The sequence below is a fragment of the Pseudomonas sp. LBUM1651 genome (assembly GCF_059716135.1).
This window is the reverse complement of record NZ_CP166805.1, coordinates 2,184,405-2,207,099: the sequence shown is the minus strand read 5'-3', so window position 1 is coordinate 2,207,099 and position 22,695 is coordinate 2,184,405. Positions and strand designations below refer to the sequence as shown.

The 22,695-nt window shown below is 55.9% G+C and carries 28 protein-coding genes, 1 tRNA gene and 1 pseudogene; 7 read left to right on the top strand and 23 right to left on the bottom strand.

All coding sequences use genetic code 11. The annotated features are described in order from the left end of the window. The first annotated feature begins 6 nt into the window (after nt 1-6). Genes ACA066_RS10235 through copD form a run of 3 tightly spaced genes read left to right on the top strand, consistent with a single transcriptional unit; the run spans nt 7 to nt 2,272 of the window. Nucleotides 7-894, top strand: coding sequence for a copper resistance protein B (locus ACA066_RS10235; RefSeq protein WP_497699086.1), 888 nt, complete (start codon nt 7-9; stop codon nt 892-894). 55 nt (nt 895-949) lie between these two features. Beyond that, the gene (copC, locus tag ACA066_RS10230; RefSeq protein WP_497699085.1) at nt 950-1,333 is read left to right on the top strand and encodes a copper homeostasis periplasmic binding protein CopC; all 384 of its coding nucleotides are present in this window, start codon (nt 950-952) and stop codon (nt 1,331-1,333) included. A 3-nt stretch (nt 1,334-1,336) separates the two neighbouring features. Next, on the top strand, nt 1,337-2,272 hold the full coding sequence (copD, locus tag ACA066_RS10225) for a copper homeostasis membrane protein CopD (protein ID WP_497699084.1): 936 nt from the start codon (nt 1,337-1,339) through the stop codon (nt 2,270-2,272). An 89-nt stretch (nt 2,273-2,361) separates the two neighbouring features. Here the strand turns inward: copD and arsJ are convergent, their stop codons facing one another. From arsJ to ACA066_RS10170, 11 genes are all read right to left on the bottom strand, one after another. Beyond that, nucleotides 2,362-3,579 carry an organoarsenical effux MFS transporter ArsJ gene (gene arsJ, locus ACA066_RS10220; protein ID WP_497699083.1) on the bottom strand — a complete coding sequence of 406 codons (1,218 nt, stop codon included), beginning with the start codon at nt 3,577-3,579 and terminating at the stop codon, nt 2,362-2,364. Nucleotides 3,580-3,588: 9 nt separating this feature from the next. Continuing rightward, nucleotides 3,589-4,593 carry an ArsJ-associated glyceraldehyde-3-phosphate dehydrogenase gene (locus tag ACA066_RS10215; protein ID WP_497699082.1) on the bottom strand — a complete coding sequence of 335 codons (1,005 nt, stop codon included), beginning with the start codon at nt 4,591-4,593 and terminating at the stop codon, nt 3,589-3,591. 23 nt (nt 4,594-4,616) lie between these two features. Then, nucleotides 4,617-5,129, bottom strand: coding sequence for a phosphatase domain-containing putative toxin (locus tag ACA066_RS10210; protein WP_497699081.1), 513 nt, complete (start codon nt 5,127-5,129; stop codon nt 4,617-4,619). Nucleotides 5,130-5,141: 12 nt separating this feature from the next. Beyond that, a complete protein-coding gene (arsH, locus tag ACA066_RS10205; RefSeq protein ID WP_497699080.1) occupies nt 5,142-5,858 on the bottom strand; it encodes an arsenical resistance protein ArsH in 717 nt (238 codons plus the stop codon). Beyond that, entirely contained in the window at nt 5,851-6,924 is a 1,074-nt protein-coding gene (arsB, locus tag ACA066_RS10200) for an ACR3 family arsenite efflux transporter (RefSeq protein ID WP_497699079.1), read from the bottom strand. Before arsB ends, arsH begins: the two co-directional genes overlap by 8 nt. A gap of 17 nt (nt 6,925-6,941) precedes the next feature. Next, entirely contained in the window at nt 6,942-7,412 is a 471-nt protein-coding gene (locus tag ACA066_RS10195; protein WP_497699078.1) for an arsenate reductase ArsC, read from the bottom strand. A 36-nt stretch (nt 7,413-7,448) separates the two neighbouring features. Beyond that, the gene (locus tag ACA066_RS10190; RefSeq protein WP_030131004.1) at nt 7,449-7,811 is read right to left on the bottom strand and encodes a metalloregulator ArsR/SmtB family transcription factor; all 363 of its coding nucleotides are present in this window, start codon (nt 7,809-7,811) and stop codon (nt 7,449-7,451) included. Between the two features lie 8 nt (nt 7,812-7,819). Beyond that, the gene (locus tag ACA066_RS10185; RefSeq protein ID WP_497699077.1) at nt 7,820-8,233 is read right to left on the bottom strand and encodes an arsenate reductase ArsC; all 414 of its coding nucleotides are present in this window, start codon (nt 8,231-8,233) and stop codon (nt 7,820-7,822) included. Nucleotides 8,234-8,687: 454 nt separating this feature from the next. Then, the gene (locus tag ACA066_RS10180) at nt 8,688-9,107 is read right to left on the bottom strand and encodes a response regulator (RefSeq protein WP_497699844.1); all 420 of its coding nucleotides are present in this window, start codon (nt 9,105-9,107) and stop codon (nt 8,688-8,690) included. A 444-nt stretch (nt 9,108-9,551) separates the two neighbouring features. After that, nucleotides 9,552-10,448: a dihydrodipicolinate synthase family protein gene (locus ACA066_RS10175; protein ID WP_497699076.1), complete on the bottom strand. Its 897-nt coding sequence runs from the start codon at nt 10,446-10,448 to the stop codon at nt 9,552-9,554. After that, complete coding sequence (locus ACA066_RS10170; RefSeq protein ID WP_497699843.1) at nt 10,449-11,171, bottom strand: B3/B4 domain-containing protein; 723 nt, start codon at nt 11,169-11,171, stop codon at nt 10,449-10,451. 161 nt (nt 11,172-11,332) lie between these two features. Here ACA066_RS10170 and ACA066_RS10165 point away from each other — a divergent pair, with 161 nt between their 5' ends. Further along, a complete protein-coding gene (locus ACA066_RS10165; RefSeq protein WP_095129276.1) occupies nt 11,333-11,935 on the top strand; it encodes an XRE family transcriptional regulator in 603 nt (200 codons plus the stop codon). Nucleotides 11,936-11,986: 51 nt separating this feature from the next. Here ACA066_RS10165 and ACA066_RS10160 read toward each other — a convergent pair. The 10 genes and pseudogenes from ACA066_RS10160 to thrS all read right to left on the bottom strand — a co-directional run. Then, nucleotides 11,987-12,508, bottom strand: a pseudogene (locus ACA066_RS10160) (IS66 family transposase zinc-finger binding domain-containing protein); the annotation flags it as partial. A 340-nt stretch (nt 12,509-12,848) separates the two neighbouring features. Further along, a tRNA-Pro gene (locus tag ACA066_RS10155) sits at nt 12,849-12,925 on the bottom strand. A gap of 89 nt (nt 12,926-13,014) precedes the next feature. Then, nucleotides 13,015-13,371, bottom strand: coding sequence for a MerR family transcriptional regulator (locus ACA066_RS10150; protein WP_003179985.1), 357 nt, complete (start codon nt 13,369-13,371; stop codon nt 13,015-13,017). Beyond that, a complete protein-coding gene (gene ihfA / locus ACA066_RS10145; RefSeq protein ID WP_002553164.1) occupies nt 13,352-13,654 on the bottom strand; it encodes an integration host factor subunit alpha in 303 nt (100 codons plus the stop codon). The genes ACA066_RS10150 and ihfA overlap by 20 nt, the downstream gene beginning before the upstream one ends. A 3-nt stretch (nt 13,655-13,657) precedes the next feature. Beyond that, nucleotides 13,658-16,039 carry a phenylalanine--tRNA ligase subunit beta gene (gene pheT, locus ACA066_RS10140; protein ID WP_497699075.1) on the bottom strand — a complete coding sequence of 794 codons (2,382 nt, stop codon included), beginning with the start codon at nt 16,037-16,039 and terminating at the stop codon, nt 13,658-13,660. A gap of 26 nt (nt 16,040-16,065) precedes the next feature. Next, complete coding sequence (pheS, locus tag ACA066_RS10135; RefSeq protein WP_007905876.1) at nt 16,066-17,082, bottom strand: phenylalanine--tRNA ligase subunit alpha; 1,017 nt, start codon at nt 17,080-17,082, stop codon at nt 16,066-16,068. Nucleotides 17,083-17,191: 109 nt separating this feature from the next. Further along, nucleotides 17,192-17,548, bottom strand: coding sequence for a 50S ribosomal protein L20 (rplT, locus tag ACA066_RS10130; protein ID WP_007905879.1), 357 nt, complete (start codon nt 17,546-17,548; stop codon nt 17,192-17,194). A 28-nt stretch (nt 17,549-17,576) separates the two neighbouring features. Continuing rightward, nucleotides 17,577-17,771, bottom strand: a complete 195-nt coding sequence (rpmI, locus tag ACA066_RS10125; RefSeq protein WP_002553160.1) for a 50S ribosomal protein L35 — start codon at nt 17,769-17,771, stop codon at nt 17,577-17,579. A 60-nt stretch (nt 17,772-17,831) separates the two neighbouring features. Continuing rightward, nucleotides 17,832-18,383 carry a translation initiation factor IF-3 gene (gene infC / locus ACA066_RS10120; protein ID WP_172435341.1) on the bottom strand — a complete coding sequence of 184 codons (552 nt, stop codon included), beginning with the start codon at nt 18,381-18,383 and terminating at the stop codon, nt 17,832-17,834. Continuing rightward, the gene (gene thrS / locus ACA066_RS10115; protein ID WP_214382145.1) at nt 18,383-20,305 is read right to left on the bottom strand and encodes a threonine--tRNA ligase; all 1,923 of its coding nucleotides are present in this window, start codon (nt 20,303-20,305) and stop codon (nt 18,383-18,385) included. The genes infC and thrS overlap by 1 nt, the downstream gene beginning before the upstream one ends. A gap of 373 nt (nt 20,306-20,678) precedes the next feature. On the opposite strand from thrS, the gene ACA066_RS10110 reads away from it, so the two are divergent. Both ACA066_RS10110 and ACA066_RS10105 read left to right on the top strand, forming a co-directional pair. Next, entirely contained in the window at nt 20,679-20,981 is a 303-nt protein-coding gene (locus tag ACA066_RS10110; protein ID WP_497699074.1) for a hypothetical protein, read from the top strand. 292 nt (nt 20,982-21,273) lie between these two features. Next, nucleotides 21,274-21,486, top strand: coding sequence for a cold-shock protein (locus tag ACA066_RS10105; protein WP_003179963.1), 213 nt, complete (start codon nt 21,274-21,276; stop codon nt 21,484-21,486). A 72-nt stretch (nt 21,487-21,558) separates the two neighbouring features. On the opposite strand, the gene ACA066_RS10100 is transcribed toward ACA066_RS10105, so the two are convergent. Together ACA066_RS10100 and ACA066_RS10095 are read right to left on the bottom strand one after the other, a co-directional pair. Further along, nucleotides 21,559-21,879, bottom strand: a complete 321-nt coding sequence (locus tag ACA066_RS10100; protein WP_497699073.1) for an I78 family peptidase inhibitor — start codon at nt 21,877-21,879, stop codon at nt 21,559-21,561. A gap of 165 nt (nt 21,880-22,044) precedes the next feature. Continuing rightward, nucleotides 22,045-22,350, bottom strand: coding sequence for a hypothetical protein (locus ACA066_RS10095; RefSeq protein WP_084318055.1), 306 nt, complete (start codon nt 22,348-22,350; stop codon nt 22,045-22,047). A gap of 132 nt (nt 22,351-22,482) precedes the next feature. Here ACA066_RS10095 and ACA066_RS10090 point away from each other — a divergent pair, with 132 nt between their 5' ends. Next, entirely contained in the window at nt 22,483-22,695 is a 213-nt protein-coding gene (locus ACA066_RS10090) for a hypothetical protein (RefSeq protein WP_033061806.1), read from the top strand.

Genomic DNA, 22,695 nt, shown 5'->3' with positions numbered 1-22,695 from the left:
CTACCCATGATCAGGATCACTCCGATTTCTTTGGCGCTCGTGACCGCGAGCCTGACAATTTCTTCGGCAATGGCGGCCACGGACGACATGCAGAACATGGATCAAGGCCAGATGCAAGGCATGGACCACAGCCAGATGCAAAGCATGGACGACGGCCAAATGCAGCCTGCTGCGTCGACCGAAAGTCGCACACCGATTCCGGCTTTGACCGATGCCGATCGCGCCGCGGTGTTTGTAAGCCCGGGTGGGCATAACGTACACGACTCCGCGTTCAACACGTACTTCCTCGCTGACAAACTTGAATGGCAGGACGCCGATGACGGCAGCACCCTGGCCTGGGATATCTCCGGCTGGATCGGGGGAGACATCGACCGCCTGTGGCTGCGCTCCGAAGGCGAACGCACCAACGGCAAGACCGAAGATGCGGAAATCCAGGCTCTCTGGGGCCACGCCATCTCCCCGTGGTGGGACGTAGTGGCCGGCGTTCGCCAGGATTTCAAACCCGGCGACCCGCAAACCTGGGCGGCGTTCGGCGTGCAAGGCATGGCGCTGTACAACTTCGAAACCGAAGCTACGGCGTTCATCGGTGAAGGTGGCCAAACCGCCGCGCGCCTGGAGGGCGACTACGACATCCTGCTGACCAACAGACTCATTTTGCAGCCAACCGCCGAACTTAATTTCTACAGCAAAAACGACCCTCAACGAGGCATCGGTTCCGGCTTGTCCAACACCGAAGCGGGCCTGCGCCTGCGTTATGAAATCCGCCGGGAGTTTGCGCCTTACATCGGCGTGACCTGGAACCGCACCTACGGCAACACCGCCGATTATGCCAAGGACGACGGCGAGGATCGCAGCGAAGCACGTCTCGTACTCGGTGTTCGGCTGTGGTTCTAGAACGCGTCAACTTAACAATCAAAAAAATACCGCTGAAAGCGGTGAGAGGCCTTGTATGCGCTTGATCAAAACCACCGCTGTTGCCATCGCACTTTCCACCGGGCTGCTCCTGAGCACATTCGCTCAGGCGCACCCGAAATTGCTCTCCTCCACCCCGGAGGAAGGCGCGGACGGCGCGGCCCCCGGCAAGATCGAACTGCACTTTTCCGAAAACCTCATGACCCAGTTCTCAGGCGCGAAACTGGTCATGACCGAAATGCCCGGTATGGCCCACTCCCCGATGCCCATGAAGGCCAAAGTCTCCGGCGGCAGCGACCCGAAAACTATGGTTATCACGCCGCTCTCTCCTTTGCCCGCTGGTAGCTATAAAGTCGAATGGCGGGCGGTGTCATCGGACACTCATCCGATCACCGGCAACATTACGTTCAAAGTGAAGTAATTGATGAGCGATTGGGCCAGCATTGCCCTGCGCTTCGGCTTGTACATGGATTTGATGCTGCTGTTTGGCGTAGCGCTTTTTGGTTTGTACAGCCTTAAAGGCTATGAGCGAGTGTCGGGTGCCGTGTTGCCGTTTCGGTCTATCGTGGTGGGGACGACGGCGCTCGGTGTGCTGGTATCTGTCGCCAGCATGGTAATGATGGCGAGCGCTATGAGTGGGGAGTCAGACTTCGCTCAGCTGCGTCCGCATATTGAGATGATGGTGTTTGAGACAGACATAGGGCTGGCCTGGGTCGTGCGAATCATCGCGTTGGTCGTTGGCGGTTTAGCGGTGATGCTTAACCACCGTGCGCCTAGCGTTAGCTTGTTGGTCGCAGCTATTGCCGGCGGTATCGCCCTCGCAAGTCTGGCCTGGAGCGGACATGGGGCTATGGATGAAGGCAGTCGTCGTTTTTGGCATTTTGCAACGGACATACTGCACTTACTTGCGGCGGGAGCCTGGCTCGGCGCATTGGTCGCATTTGCCTTGATGGCAAAGTTCGACACGCTGCAAACCGAAGAGCGCATTAGATTGCTGGCTCGGGCCGTCACCCGATTCGAATCGGTGGGCGCATTGATCGTAGTTGTCATCACGGTCACCGGAGTCGTGAACTACCTGTTTATCGTGGGCCCTAAACTCGATGGTGTAGTCCTCAGCACCTATGGAACTTTGCTGTTCATCAAAGTAGTGCTTTTTGTCGGAATGCTGGTGCTGGCTGCGTTAAACCGGTTTCACCTTGGTCCGCTTGTGGAGAGATCATTACGGAAGGGCCAGTATAGGGCGGCAGCTAACTCGTTAAGGCGCAGCTTGTTGGTTGAATTATCGAAGGCGGTTTTGATTGTGGGGCTAGTGGCTTGGTTGGGAACGTTGAGTCCCGAAATGGAGATAGCATCCAAATAGTGTTGCCAAAACTTGTAAAAGCTCTTCGTCAAAATGAACACAGTAGGTGGGCGGTATCTAGTGCCGCCCGTAATAGACCAAGAGATAATTCAGTGACTTGCGTGCCGAGGCAGGGCTGTAGAAATGAAAGCTGCAAACAGAACGAATGCACTCGATATCCATAAGCACGCGCCCAACCCATACACCTGATAAACCCAGCCGGAGAGCACCGTGCCTATCAACCGTCCCATGGCGTTCGACATGTAATAAAAACCCACATCCAGCGACACTCCATCCTCCTTGGCGTAGGACACGATCAGGTAGCTGTGCAGCGAGGAGTTCACCGCGAACAACGCACCAAAAACCATCAATCCGCCGAGCAGCACCACCTGCTGCGACAACCCGGTGTTCAGCCCGAGAGCGATTGCCGCAGGCAGGCCCGCCAGTGCAAGTGCCCACAGAAACGCCGCACGACCATCCGGTACATGCCCACGTTTTTTGCCGGTGATGTTGGGCGCGAAGGACTGCACGATGCCGTAGCCAATCACCCAGGCCGCAAGGAAGCCCCCAACCTTCCAGAAGTCCCAGCCGAAGACACTACTCAGGTACACCGGCAAGGCCACCACAAACCAGACATCGCGGGCACCGAACAGAAACATCCGCGCTGCTGAGAGAATATTGATCGCCCGGCTCTTGGAGAGGATGTCGCGAAATTTGGGCTTGGCTTTCGCTTTGCCCAGGTCCTTCTTCAACAGGATCAAGCTGCTGATCCAGATCAGCGCCAGGACACCCGCCATGGCCAGCAAGGCGCCTTTGAAGCCGATGAGTGCCAGCAAGGCCCCGCCAAGAAAGAAGCCCACACCCTTGAGTGCGTTCTTCGAGCCGGTGAGGATCGCCACCCACTTGTAGAGCTTGCCCTGCTGCCCATCCGGAACCAGAAGCTTGATGGAGCTTTTGGCACTCATCTTGTTCAGGTCTTTGGCAATCCCCGACAGCGCCTGAGCGCCCATCACCCAAGGGATGGTCAGCCAAGCCACCGGAACCGTCAGCATCAGCAGCGCCGCGACCTGGATGCCCAGCCCGATGTTCATGGTTCGGTTCAGCCCCAGCCGGGCGCCGAGGTAGCCACCCACCAGGTTGGTGATCACGCCAAAAAGCTCGTAGAACAGGAACAATGCGGCGATTTGCAGTGGGCTGTAGCCCAACGCGTGAAAGTGCAGCACCACCAACATGCGCAACGCGCCGTCGGTGAGGGTGAAGGCCCAGTAGTTGCCCGTGACGAGCAGGTACTGCCGCACTTCCGGAGCGAGGGCTGACAACGCTTTCATAACCGCTCCTTAGACTGCCAGACCGACCATTTTGGCCAGTTCGACAGTGCGGTTGGCATAGCCCCATTCGTTGTCGTACCAGGCATAGAGTTTGACCTGGGTGCCGTTGATGACCATGGTCGACAGCGCATCGATGATCGATGAGCGCGGGTCGGTACGGTAGTCGATGGACACCAATGGACGCGTCTCGAAACCGAGGATGTCTTTCAGCTCGTTCTCGGAAGCGTCCTTGAGGAACTGGTTCACTTCTTCGACGGTCGTGGCGCGCTCGACTTCAAAGACACAGTCAGTCAGCGACGCATTGGCCAGCGGCACGCGTACGGCGTGACCATTCAGTCGCCCACGCAGCTCTGGGAAAATTTCGGCGATGGCGGTGGCCGAGCCGGTGCTGGTCGGAATCAAACTCATCCCCGAAGCACGCGCACGGCGCAGATCCTTGTGCGGCTGATCGAGAATGCTTTGGGTGTTGGTCAGGTCGTGGATGGTGGTGATCGAACCGTGGCGAATGCCCAGCTTTTCGTGGATCACTTTCACCACGGGCGCCAGACAGTTGGTGGTGCAAGAAGCAGCGGTGACGATTCGATGTTCAGCCGGTTTGAACAGCTGATGGTTGACGCCCATGACGACGTTCAACGCCCCTTTTTCCTTCACTGGAGCGCAGACCACCACACGCTTAACGCCCTGATCCAGGTAGGCCTGCAACACCGCCACGGTTTTCATCTTACCGCTGGCCTCGATCACTAGATCGCAACCCGACCAGTCGGTGTCGGCAATCGCTTTGTTCGCGGTCACCTTGATACGCTTGCCGCCAATCACCACCTGATCGCCTTCTGCGCTGGCTTCGTTGTGCCAACGACCATGCACAGAGTCGAAGTTGATCAGGTGCGCATGGGTTACTGCATCGCCTGCCGGATCGTTGATCTGCACGAACTCAAACTCCGGCCAGCTCCAGGCTGCTCGCAGAGCGAGGCGACCGATCCGACCAAAACCATTGATACCAACTTTGATAGCCATGTTGTTGTGCTCTGTATCTGTTGTCAGTGGGAGTTCGACTGGGAGTCGAACTGGCCGATGTATTCGATATGGGCAGGGTGCTGAATGGCGCGCGGACGCAACGACTGAACATCGCGGATGGCATCGCTGAATGGCACACCGCTCTCGATCAACAGTTGAGCAGCGACCAAACCGGTACGGCCCGAGCCGCCCTTGCAATGGATGGCGATGGTTTTCCCTTCGATCAGCAGCTGCTTGAGTCGTGGATGGTGCTGTTCCCATGCGGCCTTGAATGCTTCGCCAGGAGCTTGGTCATCATCCACTGGCAGGTGAAACCACTCGATGCCGAGCATCTGGCACTCTTCGGGCAGCAGGTCGATCTCGTTCTGAAGCAACTCTTCTGTCGGCATCAGCGTCAGCAACGCCGATGTGCCTGCATCCTTAAGGGTTTGCAATGCCTCGAAAGGTCGGGTGCCCTTCGTGCCTGGGCACGGGGTGAAGATCAATTGGCCATTGAACTGTGCCAAGGGCATTACGGAATATGGGTGTTGTTGCACAGTGAAAAATCCTCAGATAGAGCGCTGATTGACACGTTTCATGAGTTCTTGCGCCGATTCCTTGCGCTCGGAATAACGATCTACCAGATAGTCCTGACGGTCGCGAAGCAGCAGTGTGAATTTCACCAACTCCTCCATCACATCAACGACACGGTCGTAGAATGGAGAAGGTTTCATCCGGCCGTTATCGTCGAACTCCATATAGGCCTTCGGCACGGAGGATTGGTTGGGGATGGTGAACATGCGCATCCAACGTCCCAGCACTCGCAGCTGATTGACCACGTTGAACGACTGCGAGCCACCGCACACCTGCATGACGGCGAGGGTTTTGCCCTGGGTCGGGCGTACCGCACCCATCGCGAGTGGCACCCAGTCGATCTGCGCCTTGAACACTGCGCTCATGGAACCGTGACGTTCTGGAGAACACCAGACCTGCCCCTCGGACCACAGCATCAGCTCGCGCAGTTCCTTCACACGCGGATGATCGTCGGGAGCGTCATCTGGCAGCGGCAAACCTGACGGATTGAAAACCCGCGCCTCGGCGCCGAAGTGCTCCAGCAGTCGAGCGGCTTCCTCGACCAACAGGCGACTGAAGGAGCGCTCACGGGTCGATCCGTACAGCAGCAAAATGCGCGGCTTATGGATGGAGGTCTTTTCGATACCGAGTTTGTCTGTCGATGGGAGATCAACCAGTTCGGTATCGAGTTGGGGGATAGGGTCATCAAACATAGTCTTTGTCCTGCGCAACGGCGCTCTTGGGTTCATCGAACCAGCGGCGTTTCAACCAGAGGGCAACACCGACCAGAGAAATAAGCACCGGCACTTCCACCAGCGGACCAATCACCGTGGCGAAAGCGACCGGGGAAGCCAGACCGAAGGTGGCAATGGCCACGGCAATCGCCAGTTCGAAGTTGTTGCTCGCGGCCGTGAAAGCCAGTGCGGTGGTGCGCGGATAGTCAGCCTTGAGCAATTTTCCCATCCAGAAGCTGATGAGGAACATCACCACGAAGTAGATCGTCAGGGGGATCGCGATGCGCAATACATCCAATGGCAATTGCAGCACCACGTCACCCTTGAGGCTGAACATGGCCACGATAGTCAACAGCAGTGCCACCAGTGTCAGCGGGTTGATCTTTAGAATGAAGGATTCCTGAAACCAGGCTTCACCTTTACGGGCGATGAGGATCTTGCGGGTCAGAAAGCCCGCCAGGAATGGCACACCCAGGTAGATCAACACCGACTCGGCAATGCTGACAAAGCTGGTCTCAATCACACTGCCTTCCAGCCCGAACAACGGAGGCAATAGCCCAAGGAAGACCCAGGCATACACGCTGAAAAACAGGATCTGGAAGATGCTGTTGAACGCCACCAATCCGGCGACGTACTGATTGTTACCGCCCGCGATCTGATTCCAGACCAGCACCATCGCGATGCAACGCGCCAAGCCGATCAGGATCAGGCCCGTCATGTATTCCGGCTGGTCCCGCAAGAAGATGATCGCCAGAGCGAACATCAACACCGGGCCGATGACCCAGTTCTGTACCAAAGACAAAACGAGGATGCGTTTGTCCTTGAAGACTTCCGGCAGTTCCTCATAACGAACCTTGGCCAAAGGCGGATACATCATCACGATCAAGCCGATAGCGATGGGGATGTTAGTTGTGCCCACAGAAAGACTGTTGAGCCACTGCGGCCAGCCTTCGAACAGGCTCCCCAAACCGATACCCAAGGCCATGGCGAGAAAAATCCAGAGGGTCAGGTAACGGTCCAGGAATGAAAGGCGGCTTTTACTCATGGTCATTGCTCCTGTGGTTACAGCGTGCCAATCAGGGCCAGCTGTGCCTTGAGCTGTTCGGTGCTCAGTTGGGAAAGCGGTAAAGCCAAGAAAGCTTCAATACGGGTTTTGATCTGCTCCAAGGTGGCTTCAAAAGCCGCCTCGATCTCTTCTTGAGTCCCGTGGTATTCCGAAGGGTCAACCAGACCCCAGTGGGCTTTGGTGGCGGGTCCAAAAAATACCGGGCAGGCCTCACCGGCAGCCTTGTCGCACACCGTGATGACCAAATCAGGTGCCAAGTTCACATGGACATCGCTGGACTTACTGAACAGGCCGAGCGTCGACATACCAGCGTTTTCCAGCGTCTTGAGACTCAGCGGATGCACTTCGCCTTTGGGTTGACTGCCCGCGCTGTAGGCTTTCATGCCTTCCGGTGCCAAGTGATTGAAGACTGCTTCACAGAGGATGCTGCGGCAGCTATGGGCAGTGCAGAGGAACAGGATTTTCATCGAGCGATCTCGTAGTCGAAGGCGGAATCAGGCGATCTAGCTTTCACAGCAGGCGAGTGCCCGCTCAGGACGGTCGCCCATTTCATCAAGGCGTTTGGCGTCAGGGCTCAACCAATGCTTGTTGCTTTCCAGCACAGTGGTCAGTACTTGATGGACCCAGTCTGGGAGATTTGGGTGCAGTCGGTAATACACCCATTGGCCTTGCCGACGGTCCGACAGCAAACCGCAACTGCGCAGCTGCGCCAGGTGTCTGGAGACTTTTGGCTGACTCTCATTCAACGCGCAGGTCAGCTCGCAAACACATAGCTCTCCTTCACGGGTGATAAGCATCATCGTGCGGACCCGAGTGTCGTCAGCCAGGCATTTGAAAACTGTGGTCGGTGTCAGATGGTCAGCCATATCGTTTCTCAGTGTTTGTTTTTGACCAAGACGAACATCTTGATGCGCTCATGAATTTCGTGAAGGGTGTGACGGAATGCATCGGGTTTGGTGCTGGTCGCCGGATCTTCAAAACTCCAGGCCAATGCCTCGCCAGCTCCCGGTAACGACTGGCATTCCGCTGCGGCTTTATCACACAAGGTGATGACGTAATCGAAACGTTCACCACGAAACTCGTCTATCGACTTGCTACGTAATCCTTCAGCGCTCACACCGATGTGGGAAAGCGCCTCAAAGGTGCGCAGGTCTACCTGAGTCGGAGCTGTGCCGGCGCTGACCGCCTCGAAATGCTCCGAGGCGGTATGCCTCAGCAACGCTTGGGCCAACTGAGAGCGTGCAGCGTTGGCGGTACAGACGAATAGGACACGGGCTTTGCTGGTCATTGTGAAGCCTCAGCTCACATGCGGCCTACCGAATATATGTTTTTCCGTATAGAAGATAAAGCTTCTGCGACAGAATGATTCCGCGATAGCCCAACTTATGCCGAGCAGAACCGGCTAAATGCCCATATTTTCTGGGTTAGCAGGCGATTCACTTGGCAGAACGCTTTAGAGATATTCGGAAAATTACATATGCGAGTTATGTAATGCGTACGGCATTCACGCAGAAATAGCCTCACCCCTGTACGCGAAACCAGGAGACAGGCGAACGAAAAAACTGACGATTACACCGCTTTGCTGCGGGACCGATGAGATTTGATGCCTTGCACAGCTCGTCCTTTAATGGCGGAGTTCAGGACAGCCAATACGTCCCCCCCCAAACGATGGCGATCCATATAGAACTCAACATCAAAAGGAGACCGATAAAGCACTTCTCACTCATGGGAATGCCTGCGAATCAATCTACTGAATCAGTGGTTTTAGATATCGGATGGTCAGGTTGAAGCACGGTAGCGACCGCGATAACTAGGTCATCCAGTGACCACGGCTTATGCAGATAAATCGTAGAAGTCGGCACCTGGGTAGCATCGATCAGATATCCGGAGGTGAGAATGGAACCGGTCGTAGGCCATTTGCTTTGGACCAACTCGATAAATTCGATGCCTTGAATCTGCCCCGGCAGGCCCTGATCCACGATCACGAGCGGGCATGGAACACGGCTTTCTAGAAGGTGAGTCAGCGCGTCGTCCGCTGTTACGAATGTAAGAGTCTTTGCGCCAACCTCACTCAAGATGTCCGTCATCAATGAACGAAGGGGGGGGTCATCCTCAATGACGACCACCGTTCCGTCGATTGGCAACATTCCGTCCCAATTCACGTTCAATCGTCTTCCCCTTACTCGTCAGAATTTCACCGTATGGAACGGACAGCCTAGGCCGAATTCGGTTCAGGGGGGGCTTTGGTAAGAGGGCGATACCAGTGGACTGCCGCTTTAACTTTGTGAGGGTGGTCTCGCGCGCCCCTATGAGTTCGTTCTGACACTCAAACTCACGGATTATCGATCACGCACAGGTGCAGTAGCCTCCCAAGCACCCGCCAATGTCAGCCTGTTGCCGATTACTGCTTGTCTACAGGAAGCAATCCGGCGACTTCAGTTGCATCATTGGAGGTCGCCCCTCCGGTACCGCAACAAGACGTCTGACTTACTGAAGCCCCCAAGCGATCGGACCACTTCACAACGTTTTTGAAACGCTAGAAACCTGTTCGCCTGCCTCATGGAACATGGTGGGCAGGCGTCCTCCTTCTACGTAAGAAGCCAGGCTCAGTTCAGTTCGAGCTCGTCGATCACCGCGGCAATTTGCTTACGCCCTTCACCACTTATCGTTCGGAGCGGCAGGGGCACGCTTGGATGCTGGGTAAATCCACGAAGCTCTGCGGCAGTCGCCACGACACGAAAGCTGCCGCCAAATTGCCTGAACAAAGCCCAGAGTGGCTTTAAGCGCTCAGAAAGACGTGTAGCCTCTTGGGCATCACCTGACAATGCTGCTCGTGTAATCGCTAGCGCTGTCCTGGGGAAAAGCCCTCCTATGACGGAGTACCAAGCCTCACAGCCAGCATTCATGCCCACAGCTGCAAAGACATCACCACTCACGCCTATCGTAACGTGACTTGGAATCAGCCCTCGAAGACGCTCCACACGTGCCTTGGCAAGATGGGGAGCCTCGGGAACGCCCGGGATTTTGATTGAGCTCACATGCGGCAGCTCGGCAATGCGCCCGTGTAGCTCGTCAGTAAATTCAAAATGAGTGGTGCCGGGATTGTCATAGACACATAGCGGAACTGAGACGTTAGCCGAGACCGTTTCATACAACGAAAAAACATCTTCCGCACATAGCTTCTGATACGAAACCGGCGGTAGCAGCAAGGCTTTGACCCCCACTTTTTGTGCCTCCTCGGCCAGCAATAGCACGTCGCGCGTGCGTAGCGATCCAATGCTGACCATAACAGGCACATTGCCCGCTGCCTCTACTACCAACTGCGCAACTCGAGTCCGCTCAGCCCGAGAAAGATACGCATAGCTACCGGTAGAACCGAGTGCACCGATGGAGTCGACATTGGCGGCTGCCAGTTGCTCAACGAGACGAGTAAATGCGTTTTCATCCACACCTTGCTCATTCATAGGCGTCAAGGGAAATGCGCTAAGGCCGGTAAATATCATTCATGACTCCATGGTTTCGTCTATGGACTGATTAGCTCCAGGACCAATCAGTGAGCTCTCAATCTGAACGCCTGGCATCATCAGTTGCAGGCCTTCGATAAGCTTGTCACCTGCTTCCGTCAGCGCTTCGAGAGGCATCGCCGGCAAACTTTCCAGAATGAACCACATGTGCTTTGCATCTGCACTCAGTCGTGTTCTGACACCTTGCCGCCAATTCCAACGACGGCATGTCACGCCAATGTCGTCACGCCATACCACTTCGCCGGCGTCTGGATACTCGTAAGCTGGAGCACCTTCTTTCATGGTGTCAAAAGGCTCGGTACCGCCTGCGACGACGAGCCGCGGCGCGCCCACATAGGCTTCTATATTTTCCCCGCCTACAGGGATCGCGTACTCGATACTGATGGCATTGTAGAGGTCAACGATGGGATCCAGGCTCGGTAAGCTGCCGTCTCGCAGAACACGCTTGCGCAATGCTTCAGCTGAGCAAGGCGTACGTTGCGGCTTAGCCCCGAATTTTCGAAAGGTCTCTGCCCATGCTGCCAGATGGGCTTCTCCCCAGCCGGGTCCATCTGACAACACTGACAGGCAAGCGCGATCCAAGGCCTCTTGAGCAACGCCAGGGTTGGTGAGGGGCGCAGCCCGCACTACGATGCTCAGCGCCCTGAAGCCCGGTGCCAGCTCTGCAACTGTTTGGTCAATTAACGGTAGTACGGACAGCATCAAAAATCTCCAGTGATCCACATGTCGTTTCATGCTAGCCACTGGCGACCAAAAAAGTCAATATATCGACCTAGCTGATCAGACATAACTACCGAGCAGATTGACGACACTAGCGGCAAGCGTCGAGAATCCCTTTCATCTTTTTCTCATGATCATCAACAATGACCATAAATACCGGTATATCGACCGCGCCTGGCGCTGATGCTCAGACTGTGAGCCTGGCAGTTGCGCGCACGCTCAAACAGGCACGAAAGAATCAGAAAATCACGCTGGATGAGCTATCCCGTCGCTCAGGCGTGAGTAAAGGAATGGTCGTCGAAATTGAGAAATGTACGGCTAACCCGAGCATTGGCATCCTTTGCAAAATCGCCGCAGCGTTGGGGCTTTCTGTTGCAGACATCGTCAATGTGACGGACGCCCCTGCTGCCCACATTATCGACAGTCAGGAGATCCCTACTCTCTGGACCGGTGATCTGGGTGGGACAGCCCGGCTTCTTGCAGGAACGACAGGGCCCAACATGATTGAGTTGTGGCGTTGGGAAATGTTCCCAGGTGAATCCTTTTCGTCACAAGGACACCCTCAGGGCACACTTGAATTGTTCCATGTGGAGAAAGGGACACTGAAATGTGTTGTCGGGGAAACCGAATTAGTCATCCCTGCTGGAAGCTCCGCAGTGGCAAAAACGGACGTTCCACACTCCTACGCCAATGCAGGTAGATCCCGGCTGGTCTTCACCATGTCTGTCACTGAAATACACCAGTAAGTGAGCTCTCAAGCTCGTCGGGTCTGGTGAGAATCCTATTGAGCAATGACGGGCCAGCAGGCCCGCCGTCAGTATGCCCTTGCCGATGACATGCACCGGTACTGGCGCCTGGATCAGTGTTTCACACTGTTCACATGCCCTTTTCCCGCGGATATGGCGTTTGACGGTGAAGACGCCGGGCGTGTAGTTGAGCTTTTCGCTGGCATCTTCACCGATGCGCTTAACGGCGCAGCCGCACTGGCAGTGGCTGTTATCGATCAGCGTACGAGGAAACTGCGGTGGCAGCGCCGCGCGCTTGGGCTGCTGGCGAACTTTGGCTTCGACTGCTGCCGGTTGCAGCGCCTCAAGTTCAGCTTCAATAGCGGCGATATCGGTGTCGATCAAGTCGTCGAGCAAGTTGGCCTGATCCGGGCTTAATTACTTGCTGCGCTTGGCAAATTTGAAGCGATTGAGCAGCGTGATCTAGTGGGCCAGTTTCTCTTTGACCGATTTGTGATGGTTGATCTGCTTGTCCATCGTCTCGACGCGCTGCATCAACTGCGCCGTCAGGGCGCGCAGTTCTTCAGGGTTCAGATTGTCGAGATTTGCAGCGAAGTCTTGCCGCCGATTTTGCCAGAGAGAGCTAGGGCGACAACAGACTGATGGGCCAATTGCGCGGGCTAGAGGTTATCACTGGCTTAGAGCACCGAGATGACGCCACCGGCGCCGACGCGTTGCCAAGGCAAACCAAGTACCACAGCCTGAAGCTCCTCGGCATCCAATTCGACTTCAGCGCCGTGCCTTACAGAATCTTGCGCCCATCTCCTCCAAATGAGGTGAGGATTCCACCGAGAGCCAGTCGTTTTGTGGGGGTAAAAACACCTAAAAATAAAAAGGGGTCGCGAGAAAAAATCTCGCAACCCCTTGATTTATATGGTCGGGACGGAGTGATTCGAACACTCGACCCCTAGCACCCCATGCTAGTGCGCTACCGGACTGCGCTACGCCCCGACTAGGCGTGAAACTCGTTCTTCATCTCGAAGAACGCTCAAGAATATATCGCAAGCTTTTGAAAACTGGAAGTATTCAAACGCATGATTTTATTTCTTGAGCACCACCAGCACATCTTCCAACTCAGCAATCATCTGCCGAATCATCTGCTTGTATTGAGTGGTGTCGTCTTTGGCTTCATCGCCGGACAAACGCAAGCGCGCGCCGCCGATGGTGAACCCTTGATCGTAAAGGAGTGCGCGGATCTGCCGGATCATCAGCACGTCTTGTCGCTGATAATACCGGCGGTTTCCGCGTCGTTTGACGGGGTTGAGTTGAGGAAACTCCTGCTCCCAATAGCGCAGCACGTGCGGTTTTACCGCACACAGCTCGCTGACTTCACCGATGGTGAAGTAGCGTTTGCCTGGGATGACGGGTAGCTCGTCGTTATGACTTGGTTCCAGCATAAGCCTCAACTCGGGCCTTCAACTTCTGCCCTGGACGAAAGGTAACCACACGGCGAGCCGTGATCGGGATTTCTTCACCCGTTTTCGGATTGCGGCCGGGCCGCTGGCGTTTGTCCCGAAGGTCGAAATTGCCGAAACCGGACAATTTGACTTGTTCGTTGTCTTCAAGAGCGTGCCTGATTTCTTCAAAAAACAGTTCGACCAATTCCTTGGCCTCCCGTTTATTCAGGCCCAGCTCTTCATACAGACGTTCCGCCATTTCAGCTTTCGTCAGAGCCCCCATACGTCACTTCCTTAACGTGGCGTTCAACCTTTGTTCGAGCGAGGTGAGGATGTTTTGCGTCGTGGTATTCACCTCATCGTCATTAAGAGTGCGCGATGGATGCTGCCAGGTCAAGCCGACTGCAAGGCTTTTTCTATCAGGATCAATGCCTTTACCCTGATATACGTCAAATAGCCTGAGGTCCGTCAGCCATTCCCCTGCATTTTCACGGATTACGTCCAGTACAGCGCTAGCCGCGACGTCTTTTTCGGCAATCAGCGCGAGATCACGACGCACTTCAGGAAAGCGCGATAACTCCTGGAATTTAGGCATTTTGCCCAATGCTACTTCGGCCAGAACCAGCTCGAAAACGAAGACTGGACGGTCGAGACCGAGGGTTTTCGACAATTCAGGGTGAATCGCACCAACGAAACCGACCAGACGCCCTTCACGTTCTATGCGCGCGGTCTGACCCGGGTGCAATGCTGGGTGTTTACCCGGCACGAACGCGAACGAATCCAGCGCACCGGCGAAGCCCAGTACTGCTTCCACATCGGCTTTGACGTCGAAGAAATCCACGACATCGCGACCTTGCGCCCAGCCTTCCGGCAGACGGCTACCGCACACCACGCCAGCCAGCATCGGCTCTTGCTTCAAGCCTTCCAGCTGACCGACGAAACGCAGGCCGCTTTCGAACAGACGGACGCGATCCTGTTGACGATTCAGGTTGTGCTGAAGCGCTTTGACCAGACCTGGCCACAGGGACGAGCGCATGGCCGCCATGTCGTTGGAAATCGGGTTGGCCAGCAGGAGCGGCTCGACACCCGGATTAAACAACTCGAATTGTTTCGGATCAATGAAGCTGTAGGTGATCGCTTCCTGATAACCACGGGCCACCAGCAGGCGACGCAACTCAGGCAGGTCGCTACGCGCTTCAGCCTTGGCTTGCGGCGCCAGACGAGCTTGCGGGTAACGAACCGGCAGACGGTTGTAACCGTACAGACGCGCCAGCTCTTCGATCAGGTCAACTTCGAGGCTGATGTCGAAGCGATGGCTTGGCACTTCAACGCGCCACTGCCCTGCCCCATCGGCAGAAATCTTCAGACCCAAACCACTGATCAATCGCTCGACTTCGGCCGAATCCATTTCCATGCCCAGCATCTGGGTGATGCGCTGCGCACGTAGGGTGACCGGCGCGATCTTCGGCAGGTGCTGTTCGCTGACGGTTTCGATGATCGGGCCAGCTTCGCCGCCAGTGATTTCCAGCAGCAGGCCAGTGGCGCGCTCCATGGCTTCACGGGCCAGTTGCCAGTCAACGCCACGCTCGTAGCGGTGCGAGGCGTCGGTGTGCAGGCCGTAGGAACGAGCCTTGCCAGCAACGGCAATCTGATCGAAGAACGCACTTTCAAGGAAAATGTCGCGAGTAGTCGCGGTATTGACGCCGCTGTGCTCGCCACCCATGACGCCGGCGATTGCCAAGGCGCGGGTGTGGTCGGCGATCACCAGCGTATCGCTGCGCAGGCTGACTTCCTGACCGTCGAGCAGTACCAGCTTCTCGCCTTCTTCGGCCATGCGCACACGGATGCCGCCATTGATTTCAGCGAGATCGAACGCGTGCAGCGGTTGACCCAGTTCCAGCATCACGTAGTTGGTGATGTCGACGGCAGCGTCGATGCTGCGCACCTCGGCACGACGCAGACGCTCGACCATCCACAGCGGCGTAGGCTTGGCCAGATCAACGTTACGGATCACACGACCCAGGTAACGCGGGCAAGCGGCCGGCGCGAGCACTTCAACCGAACGCACTTCATCATGCGCGGCTGGAACGGTGGCGATGACCGGGCGGGTGACTTCGGCGGCGTACAGCGCGCCGACTTCACGGGCCAGACCGGCCAGGGACAGGCAGTCGCCGCGGTTCGGGGTCAGGTCGACCTCGATGCTGGCGTCGTCCAGGCTCAGGTATTCACGAATGTCCTGGCCAACCGGCGCATCGGCCGGCAACTCCATCAGGCCATCATTGCCTTCGCCGATTTGCAGCTCGGCTTGCGAGCACAGCATGCCGTTGGACTCAACGCCACGCAGCTTGGCTTTCTTGATTTTGAAGTCGCCCGGCAGTTCGGCACCGATCATGGCGAACGGGATCTTCAGACCCGGGCGCACGTTTGGCGCACCGCACACAACCTGGAAAGTCTCCGAGCCATTGCTGACCTGGCAAACACGCAACTTGTCAGCGTCCGGATGCTGCTCGGTGCTCAGCACCTCGCCCACCACCACGCCACTGAATTCACCGGCGGCCGGCGTAACGCTATCGACCTCAAGACCGGCCATCGACAGACGAGCAACCAGCTCGTCGCGACTTACCTGCGGGCTTACCCAGCCACGCAGCCATTGTTCACTGAATTTCATCCTGCTCTCCTAAGAATTCGTTACGACTAGCGAAATTGCGCGAGGAACCGCAAGTCGTTGTCGAAGAACAGACGCAAGTCGTTCACGCCGTAACGCAGCATGGCCAGACGCTCAACGCCCATGCCGAAGGCAAAGCCCGAAAACTCTTCCGGGTCGATCCCGGACATGCGCAGCACGTTCGGGTGAACCATGCCGCAGCCCATGACTTCCAGCCAGCCAGTCTGCTTGCAGACACGGCAGCCTTTGCCGCTGCACATCACGCATTCCATGTCGACTTCAGCGGATGGCTCGGTGAACGGGAAGTACGAAGGACGGAAACGCACGGCCAGCTCTTTTTCAAAGAACACGCGCAGGAACTCTTCGATGGTGCCTTTCAGGTCAGCGAAGTTGATATCGCGGTCGACCAACAGGCCTTCGACCTGGTGAAACATCGGCGAGTGGGTGATATCGGAGTCGCTGCGGTAAACACGGCCTGGGCAGACGATGCGGATCGGCGGTTGCTTCGATTCCATGGTGCGGACCTGTACCGGCGAGGTATGGGTGCGCAGCAACATGTTGGCATTGAAATAGAAGGTGTCATGCATCGACCGGGCCGGGTGATGGCCTGGGATGTTGAGCGCTTCGAAGTTGTGGTAATCGTCTTCGACCTCAGGGCCTTCGGCGATGCCGTAGCCGATGTGGGTGAAGAACTGTTCGATACGTTCCAGAGTGCGAGTAACCGGATGCAGACCACCCGAGGTCTGGCCACGGCCAGGCAGGGTCACGTCAATGGACTCGGCAGACAGTTTGGCGGCCAGGTCGGCCTCTTCAAACAGTGCCTTGCGGGCATTGAGAACCTCTGTGACACGCTCCTTGGCAACGTTGATCAGCGCGCCGACTTGCGGACGCTCTTCTGCCGGCAAATTCCCCAGGGTCTTCATCACCTGAGTCAATTCACCCTTTTTGCCAAGGTAGTGAACCCGGATTTGCTCCAGGGCATTGATATCTTCAGCGCTTTGCACAGCCTCTAGTGCTTGAGAGACGAGCGCATCCAGGTTTTCCATGTACAGACTCCAGATACAAAATAGGGGAAGAGCTTGAAGGCTCTTCCCCTATTTATGACGTTTAACACCTGGCCCCACAGAGGTGAGGCCGGGTGACTGTCGGGGGTACTTAAGCCAAGGTGGCTTTAGCTTTCTCGACAATCGCAGCAAACGCCGCTTTTTCGTTCACTGCCAGATCAGCCAGAACCTTACGGTCGATCTCGATGGACGCTTTTTTCAGGCCGGCGATGAAACGGCTGTAGGACAGACCGTTGATACGTGCACCAGCGTTGATACGAGCGATCCACAGAGCGCGGAACTGACGTTTTTTCTGACGACGGTCACGGTAGGCGTATTGGCCTGCCTTGATTACCGCTTGCTTGGCAACACGGAATACGCGCGAGCGAGCGCCGTAGTAGCCTTTAGCAAGTTTCAGAATTTTTTTGTGACGTTTACGGGCAATGACGCCACGCTTTACACGAGCCATGAGTTACTTCCTCTATTCTTGACTAAAATTAACGAAGGCGCAGCATGCGCTCGACTTTTGCCACGTCAGACGGATGCAGCAAGCTGCTACCGCGCAGTTGACGCTTACGCTTGGTCGACATTTTAGTCAGGATGTGGCTCTTGAAAGCGTGCTTGTGCTTGATACCGTTAGCAGTTTTCAGAAACCGCTTAGCAGCACCACTTTTCGTTTTCATTTTTGGCATGTTCGGATACTCCGCATTCAGTTGATAAACATAATCAGAAGGCCTGCCGTGCCCTGATGATTACTTCTTCTTTTTCGGGGCGATGACCATGATCAGCTGGCGTCCTTCCATCTTAGGATGCTGTTCGACCGAACCGTACTCGAGCAAGTCACCTTCAACTCGCTTGAGGAGTTCCATCCCCAGCTCCTGGTGGGCCATCTCACGGCCGCGGAATCGCAAGGATACCTTGGCCCTGTCCCCATCACTCAGGAAACGTACCAGGTTGCGCAGTTTTACCTGGTAATCCCCTTCCTCCGTCCCTGGACGAAACTTGATTTCTTTAACCTGAATCTGCTTCTGGTTTTTCTTGGCCGCGGCAATCTGCTTCTTCTTCTCGAAGATCGATTTGCCGTAGTCCATCAGTTTGCAAACAGGGGGTACTGCATCGGCGGAAATTTCCACCAAATCCAGCTTGGCCTCTTCAGCCTTAAGAAGCGCGTCTTCAATTGACACAATCCCAAGCTGTTCACCTTCAGCCCCAATTAACCGAACCTCGCGTGCCGAGATATTCTCGTTGATCGGGGCTTTCGGTGCAGCTCGTTTATCTTGTCTCATTTCACGCTTAATAATAATTACTCCGAATCTGGGCGACCACGCCGGGAAACCGCTTGCGCGAGAAACTCAGCGAACTGGGCGACGGGCATCGAGCCCAGGTCAGCACCTTCACGAGTACGCACAGCGACAGTCTGCATCTCGACTTCCCGATCTCCGATAACCAAGAGATAGGGAACCTTGAGCAAAGTATGCTCGCGGATTTTAAAGCCGATCTTTTCATTTCTCAAGTCAGACTTGGCACGAAATCCGCTTTCGTTGAGAGTTTTTTCAACCTCGGCGGCAAAATCGGCCTGTTTGTCAGTGATGTTCATGATCACTGCCTGGGTCGGAGCCAGCCACGCAGGGAATGCACCCTCGTAGTGCTCGATCAGGATGCCGACGAAACGTTCGAAGGATCCGAGGATCGCCCGGTGCAACATCACCGGGTGCTTGCGACTGTTGTCTTCGGAGACGTATTCGGCTCCCAGACGGACAGGCAGGTTAAAATCGAGCTGCAGGGTACCACACTGCCAGACGCGACCGAGGCAATCTTTCAGCGAGAACTCGATCTTCGGACCGTAGAACGCACCCTCGCCCGGTTGCAGATCGTACGGCAGGCCAGCGCTGTCAAGGGCTGCAGCCAATGCAGCTTCGGCGCGATCCCACAATTCATCGGAGCCGACGCGTTTTTCCGGACGAGTGGACAGCTTCATCTCGACTTCTTTGAAACCGAAGTCGGCATAAACGTCCATGGTCAGCTTGATGAACGCGGCGGATTCGGCCTGCATCTGCTCTTCAGTGCAGAAGATGTGGGCGTCATCCTGAGTGAACGCACGCACACGCATGATGCCGTGCAGCGCACCCGATGGCTCGTTACGGTGGCAGGCACCGAATTCGGCCAGACGCATCGGCAACTCGCGGTAGCTTTTCAGGCCCTGATTGAACACTTGCACGTGGCAAGGGCAGTTCATCGGCTTGATGGCGTAGTCGCGGTTTTCCGACTGAGTGGTGAACATGTTGTCGGCGTAGTTGGCCCAGTGCCCGGATTTCTCCCACAGGCTGCGGTCAACAACTTGCGGAGTCTTGATCTCCAGGTAGCCGTTGTCGCGCTGAACCTTGCGCATGTACTGCTCGAGCACCTGGTACAGAGTCCAGCCGTTCGGGTGCCAGAACACCATGCCCGGCGACTCTTCCTGGGTGTGGAACAGGCCCAGGCGCTTGCCAATCTTGCGGTGATCGCGCTTTTCAGCTTCTTCGATGCGCTGGATGTAAGCCGCCAGCTGCTTTTTGTCAGCCCATGCGGTGCCGTAAACGCGCTGCAATTGCTCGTTCTTCGCATCGCCACGCCAGTAGGCGCCGGACAACTTGGTCAGCTTGAAGGATTTCAGGAAACGCGTGTTCGGCACGTGCGGACCGCGGCACATGTCGACGTATTCTTCGTGATAGTACAGGCCCATGGCCTGCTCGTTCGGCATGTCCTCGACCAGGCGCAGCTTGTAGTCTTCGCCGCGGGCCTTGAACACTTCGATCACTTCGGCGCGCGGAGTGACTTTCTTGATCACGTCGTAATCTTTTTCGATCAGCTGCTGCATGCGCTGTTCGATGGCGGCCAGGTCGTCCGGAGTGAAAGGACGTTCGAAGGCGATGTCGTAATAGAAGCCTTCGTCGATGACCGGGCCGATGACCATTTTGGCCGTCGGGTACAGCTGCTTGACCGCGTGGCCAACCAGGTGGGCGCAAGAGTGGCGAATGATCTCCAGCCCCTCTTCATCCTTTGGCGTAATGATTTGCAGCGTAGCGTCGGCGCTGATGATGTCACTGGCGTCGACCAGCTTGCCATCGACCTTGCCGGCCACGGTGGCCTTGGCCAGACCTGCACCGATGGATGCGGCGACCTCGGCTACGGAAACCGGGTGATCGAATGAACGTTGACTGCCGTCGGGAAGAGTAATAGTTGGCATGGCGCCTCCTCTCCTAGTGGTGACCCCTACCAAAGGTCACGTGGGTTGGGATGAGCCAGTACAAGATCCGGTCCAGGCCATTCAATGACGAACGCCTGCCTTACAGCGGCAGGAGCCTTGCGGCCAACCGGAAAACCGAACCAGAGTGACTGGGATTCAAATCAGGGTTATTCGAACATCTGCCGCCGCCGGGACTGAAGGTCATCCGAAGCTTGCAAATACCCGAGCGGGGCATGCTAGCACAGATGAACGGTCGTCGCGGTGCCGGGTTTTCTGCGGGGGCAAATCAAGTGTTTTTATGCCAGAGTGCTGAACTTGAACCCTACTTTACCCCTCAGATAACAAGACATTGACCCACAAGGAGCATCCCAGCATGCGTCTGAATCGTTTGTTCGCAGTAGTCGCCCCCATCGTCCTGTTGCTGCCGCTGGCCGCCCATGCCGATTGGCCGAAGGGCGAGCGCGATAAATACATGGCTCAATGCACCCAAGCCGCTACTCCGCAGATTGGCGCAGCGGCGGCAAAAGCCCACTGCGCTTGCGGCGCCGATGCGATCAAGTCGTACCCGGCCAGCGACATTCAGGCATTGATGGACAACAAGGCCAGCGACGCGCTGAAACAAAAAGCACTGACCCAGATTTCGTCGTGCAAGGCCGATAACAAGGCGAAAAAATAAGCCCGAAAGGACGCTTTGAAGGCCCCAACAGCCGATGAAAAGCCCCTGAAAAGCACTTTTTCGTACAATTTATGCAGGTTTTACAGCTTTTTTTATCGCCTTTACTTTTGGCTGAAAGCCTTTTAAAACGGGGCTTTCAGCCAAATCAAGCAACAAAGAAAGCGTGACTGTAGGGCAAACAACACGTCCGGGGGGCTCCCAAAGCGAACATTTCGACTATGATACCCCGGTGTGCCCAGTTGGCCTGAGCAGCACAGTACTACTGAAAATATATGTTTCTTGGAGATACACCATGTCTAATCGCCAAACCGGCACCGTTAAATGGTTCAACGATGAAAAAGGCTTCGGCTTCATCACTCCTCAAGGTGGCGGTGACGACCTGTTCGTACACTTCAAAGCTATCGAAAGCGACGGTTTCAAAAGCCTGAAAGAAGGCCAGACCGTTTCCTTCGTGGCTGAGAAAGGCCAAAAGGGTATGCAAGCTGCTCAAGTTCGCCCAGAGTAATTTCCAGGCGCACTAAAAAAACCCCGTCCATGTGACGGGGTTTTTTATGGGTGAAGCAAAAGCCTGACGGTGTCAGCCGCAGTTGATGCGCGTGATCACCAGGTTGTTATCGGTGTTCAGGTTCAGGCGATCGGAGCGGTACTCCAGGGTCACCATATCGTTAGGCTTGAGGATACGGGCATTTTGCGCGCCAGCGCGAATGCGCGCCTGTTCCAGCAGTTCAGGCGAAGCCTTTTTGCCAATGGTGAATTCGGCAGCCTTTGCTTCGCAACGGCTGTGACCGGTATCAGTCGTCGTGACAGGGTCTGTTGCCGACTCGGCGGACGTACTGCTGCAACCCGCCAGCAGACTGGCGGCCAACAAAGTACCCAATGACGCGAGCTTCCAAGGCATGAAGCCTCCTTTTTTCAATAGTTAAGCTGAGATCGTGCGACCGCCAATCTGGCGTTTGGTTTCACAGGCAGCGCTTTCACCCTACCCTCGATCCGGACAATCGGCGAGTTTGCCTGAGCATTCCCAGCCGTTCATCCCTCAATCGTGACTGAATATGAACAGCACTCAATAAATGTCGATGTAGTCGAACGGTGGTGTAGGCCAATTCTCCTTCAGCGCATTAAAGATCTGCATGACCCAAACCTCGTCACTGGCCGCGACCAATCCCACATACCCAGAACCCTTGGCCCACGTCTCCAGACGAAACAGCAGACCGTCAATGTCGGTACCGCCCACGACGCCCGATGAAATGTATGCGATGCCGCCCTTGGTGACCCGCAACTGAGTGTGTTCATCATCGCTCGCACTGGCCAGCAATTGGCGCACCGCTTCAAGGGTCAAGCCGTCAGGAGTGTTCAAATCGATCTGCACAGCGCTGTCCTTGTAAAATTCATCAAGGACCAAGTGTCGCATAGCCCTCCTCTCATGCCTAAGTCGGAGTGCCAAACGTCCGGCAAAATGGTTAACTCACACTCAGACTTTCCCGAATTCACGAGCCCCATCATGACCACCGTAAGCATCGACGCCGACATCAAAGCCAAATGGCCGCAAGGTCATAGCTCCTACAGCCCGGGCAGCCCGGAAGAGTTGGCAATCATTGGTATCGATCTATTGGTCAAGGAGTTGGGGACTGAAGCAGCGCAATCCTTCATCGCGCAGGTGTTCGAGAAGTACCCGGCCGACTACAAGGGCGCCGAATACAACGAAAGGGAGTGA

Coding starts and splice junctions, on each gene's coding strand:
- thrS (WP_214382145.1), bottom strand. CDS start 20,305: ATGCCAACTATTACTCTTCCCGACGGCAGTCAACGTTCATTCGATCAC.
- ACA066_RS10175 (WP_497699076.1), bottom strand. CDS start 10,448: ATGATATTTACCGGCCTTAGCGCATTTCCCTTGACGCCTATGAATGAG.
- ACA066_RS10110 (WP_497699074.1), top strand. CDS start 20,679: ATGCGTCTGAATCGTTTGTTCGCAGTAGTCGCCCCCATCGTCCTGTTG.
- ihfA (WP_002553164.1), bottom strand. CDS start 13,654: ATGGGGGCTCTGACGAAAGCTGAAATGGCGGAACGTCTGTATGAAGAG.
- copC (WP_497699085.1), top strand. CDS start 950: ATGCGCTTGATCAAAACCACCGCTGTTGCCATCGCACTTTCCACCGGG.
- ACA066_RS10150 (WP_003179985.1), bottom strand. CDS start 13,371: ATGCTGGAACCAAGTCATAACGACGAGCTACCCGTCATCCCAGGCAAA.
- pheT (WP_497699075.1), bottom strand. CDS start 16,039: ATGAAATTCAGTGAACAATGGCTGCGTGGCTGGGTAAGCCCGCAGGTA.
- ACA066_RS10190 (WP_030131004.1), bottom strand. CDS start 7,811: ATGGCTGACCATCTGACACCGACCACAGTTTTCAAATGCCTGGCTGAC.
- arsH (WP_497699080.1), bottom strand. CDS start 5,858: ATGTTTGATGACCCTATCCCCCAACTCGATACCGAACTGGTTGATCTC.
- ACA066_RS10090 (WP_033061806.1), top strand. CDS start 22,483: ATGACCACCGTAAGCATCGACGCCGACATCAAAGCCAAATGGCCGCAA.
- ACA066_RS10105 (WP_003179963.1), top strand. CDS start 21,274: ATGTCTAATCGCCAAACCGGCACCGTTAAATGGTTCAACGATGAAAAA.
- ACA066_RS10215 (WP_497699082.1), bottom strand. CDS start 4,593: ATGGCTATCAAAGTTGGTATCAATGGTTTTGGTCGGATCGGTCGCCTC.
- arsJ (WP_497699083.1), bottom strand. CDS start 3,579: ATGAAAGCGTTGTCAGCCCTCGCTCCGGAAGTGCGGCAGTACCTGCTC.
- ACA066_RS10185 (WP_497699077.1), bottom strand. CDS start 8,233: ATGACCAGCAAAGCCCGTGTCCTATTCGTCTGTACCGCCAACGCTGCA.
- pheS (WP_007905876.1), bottom strand. CDS start 17,082: ATGGAAAACCTGGATGCGCTCGTCTCTCAAGCACTAGAGGCTGTGCAA.
- ACA066_RS10195 (WP_497699078.1), bottom strand. CDS start 7,412: ATGAAAATCCTGTTCCTCTGCACTGCCCATAGCTGCCGCAGCATCCTC.
- ACA066_RS10165 (WP_095129276.1), top strand. CDS start 11,333: ATGACCATAAATACCGGTATATCGACCGCGCCTGGCGCTGATGCTCAG.
- ACA066_RS10235 (WP_497699086.1), top strand. CDS start 7: ATGATCAGGATCACTCCGATTTCTTTGGCGCTCGTGACCGCGAGCCTG.
- copD (WP_497699084.1), top strand. CDS start 1,337: ATGAGCGATTGGGCCAGCATTGCCCTGCGCTTCGGCTTGTACATGGAT.
- rpmI (WP_002553160.1), bottom strand. CDS start 17,771: ATGCCAAAAATGAAAACGAAAAGTGGTGCTGCTAAGCGGTTTCTGAAA.
- ACA066_RS10170 (WP_497699843.1), bottom strand. CDS start 11,171: ATGCTGTCCGTACTACCGTTAATTGACCAAACAGTTGCAGAGCTGGCA.
- rplT (WP_007905879.1), bottom strand. CDS start 17,548: ATGGCTCGTGTAAAGCGTGGCGTCATTGCCCGTAAACGTCACAAAAAA.
- ACA066_RS10100 (WP_497699073.1), bottom strand. CDS start 21,879: ATGCCTTGGAAGCTCGCGTCATTGGGTACTTTGTTGGCCGCCAGTCTG.
- arsB (WP_497699079.1), bottom strand. CDS start 6,924: ATGAGTAAAAGCCGCCTTTCATTCCTGGACCGTTACCTGACCCTCTGG.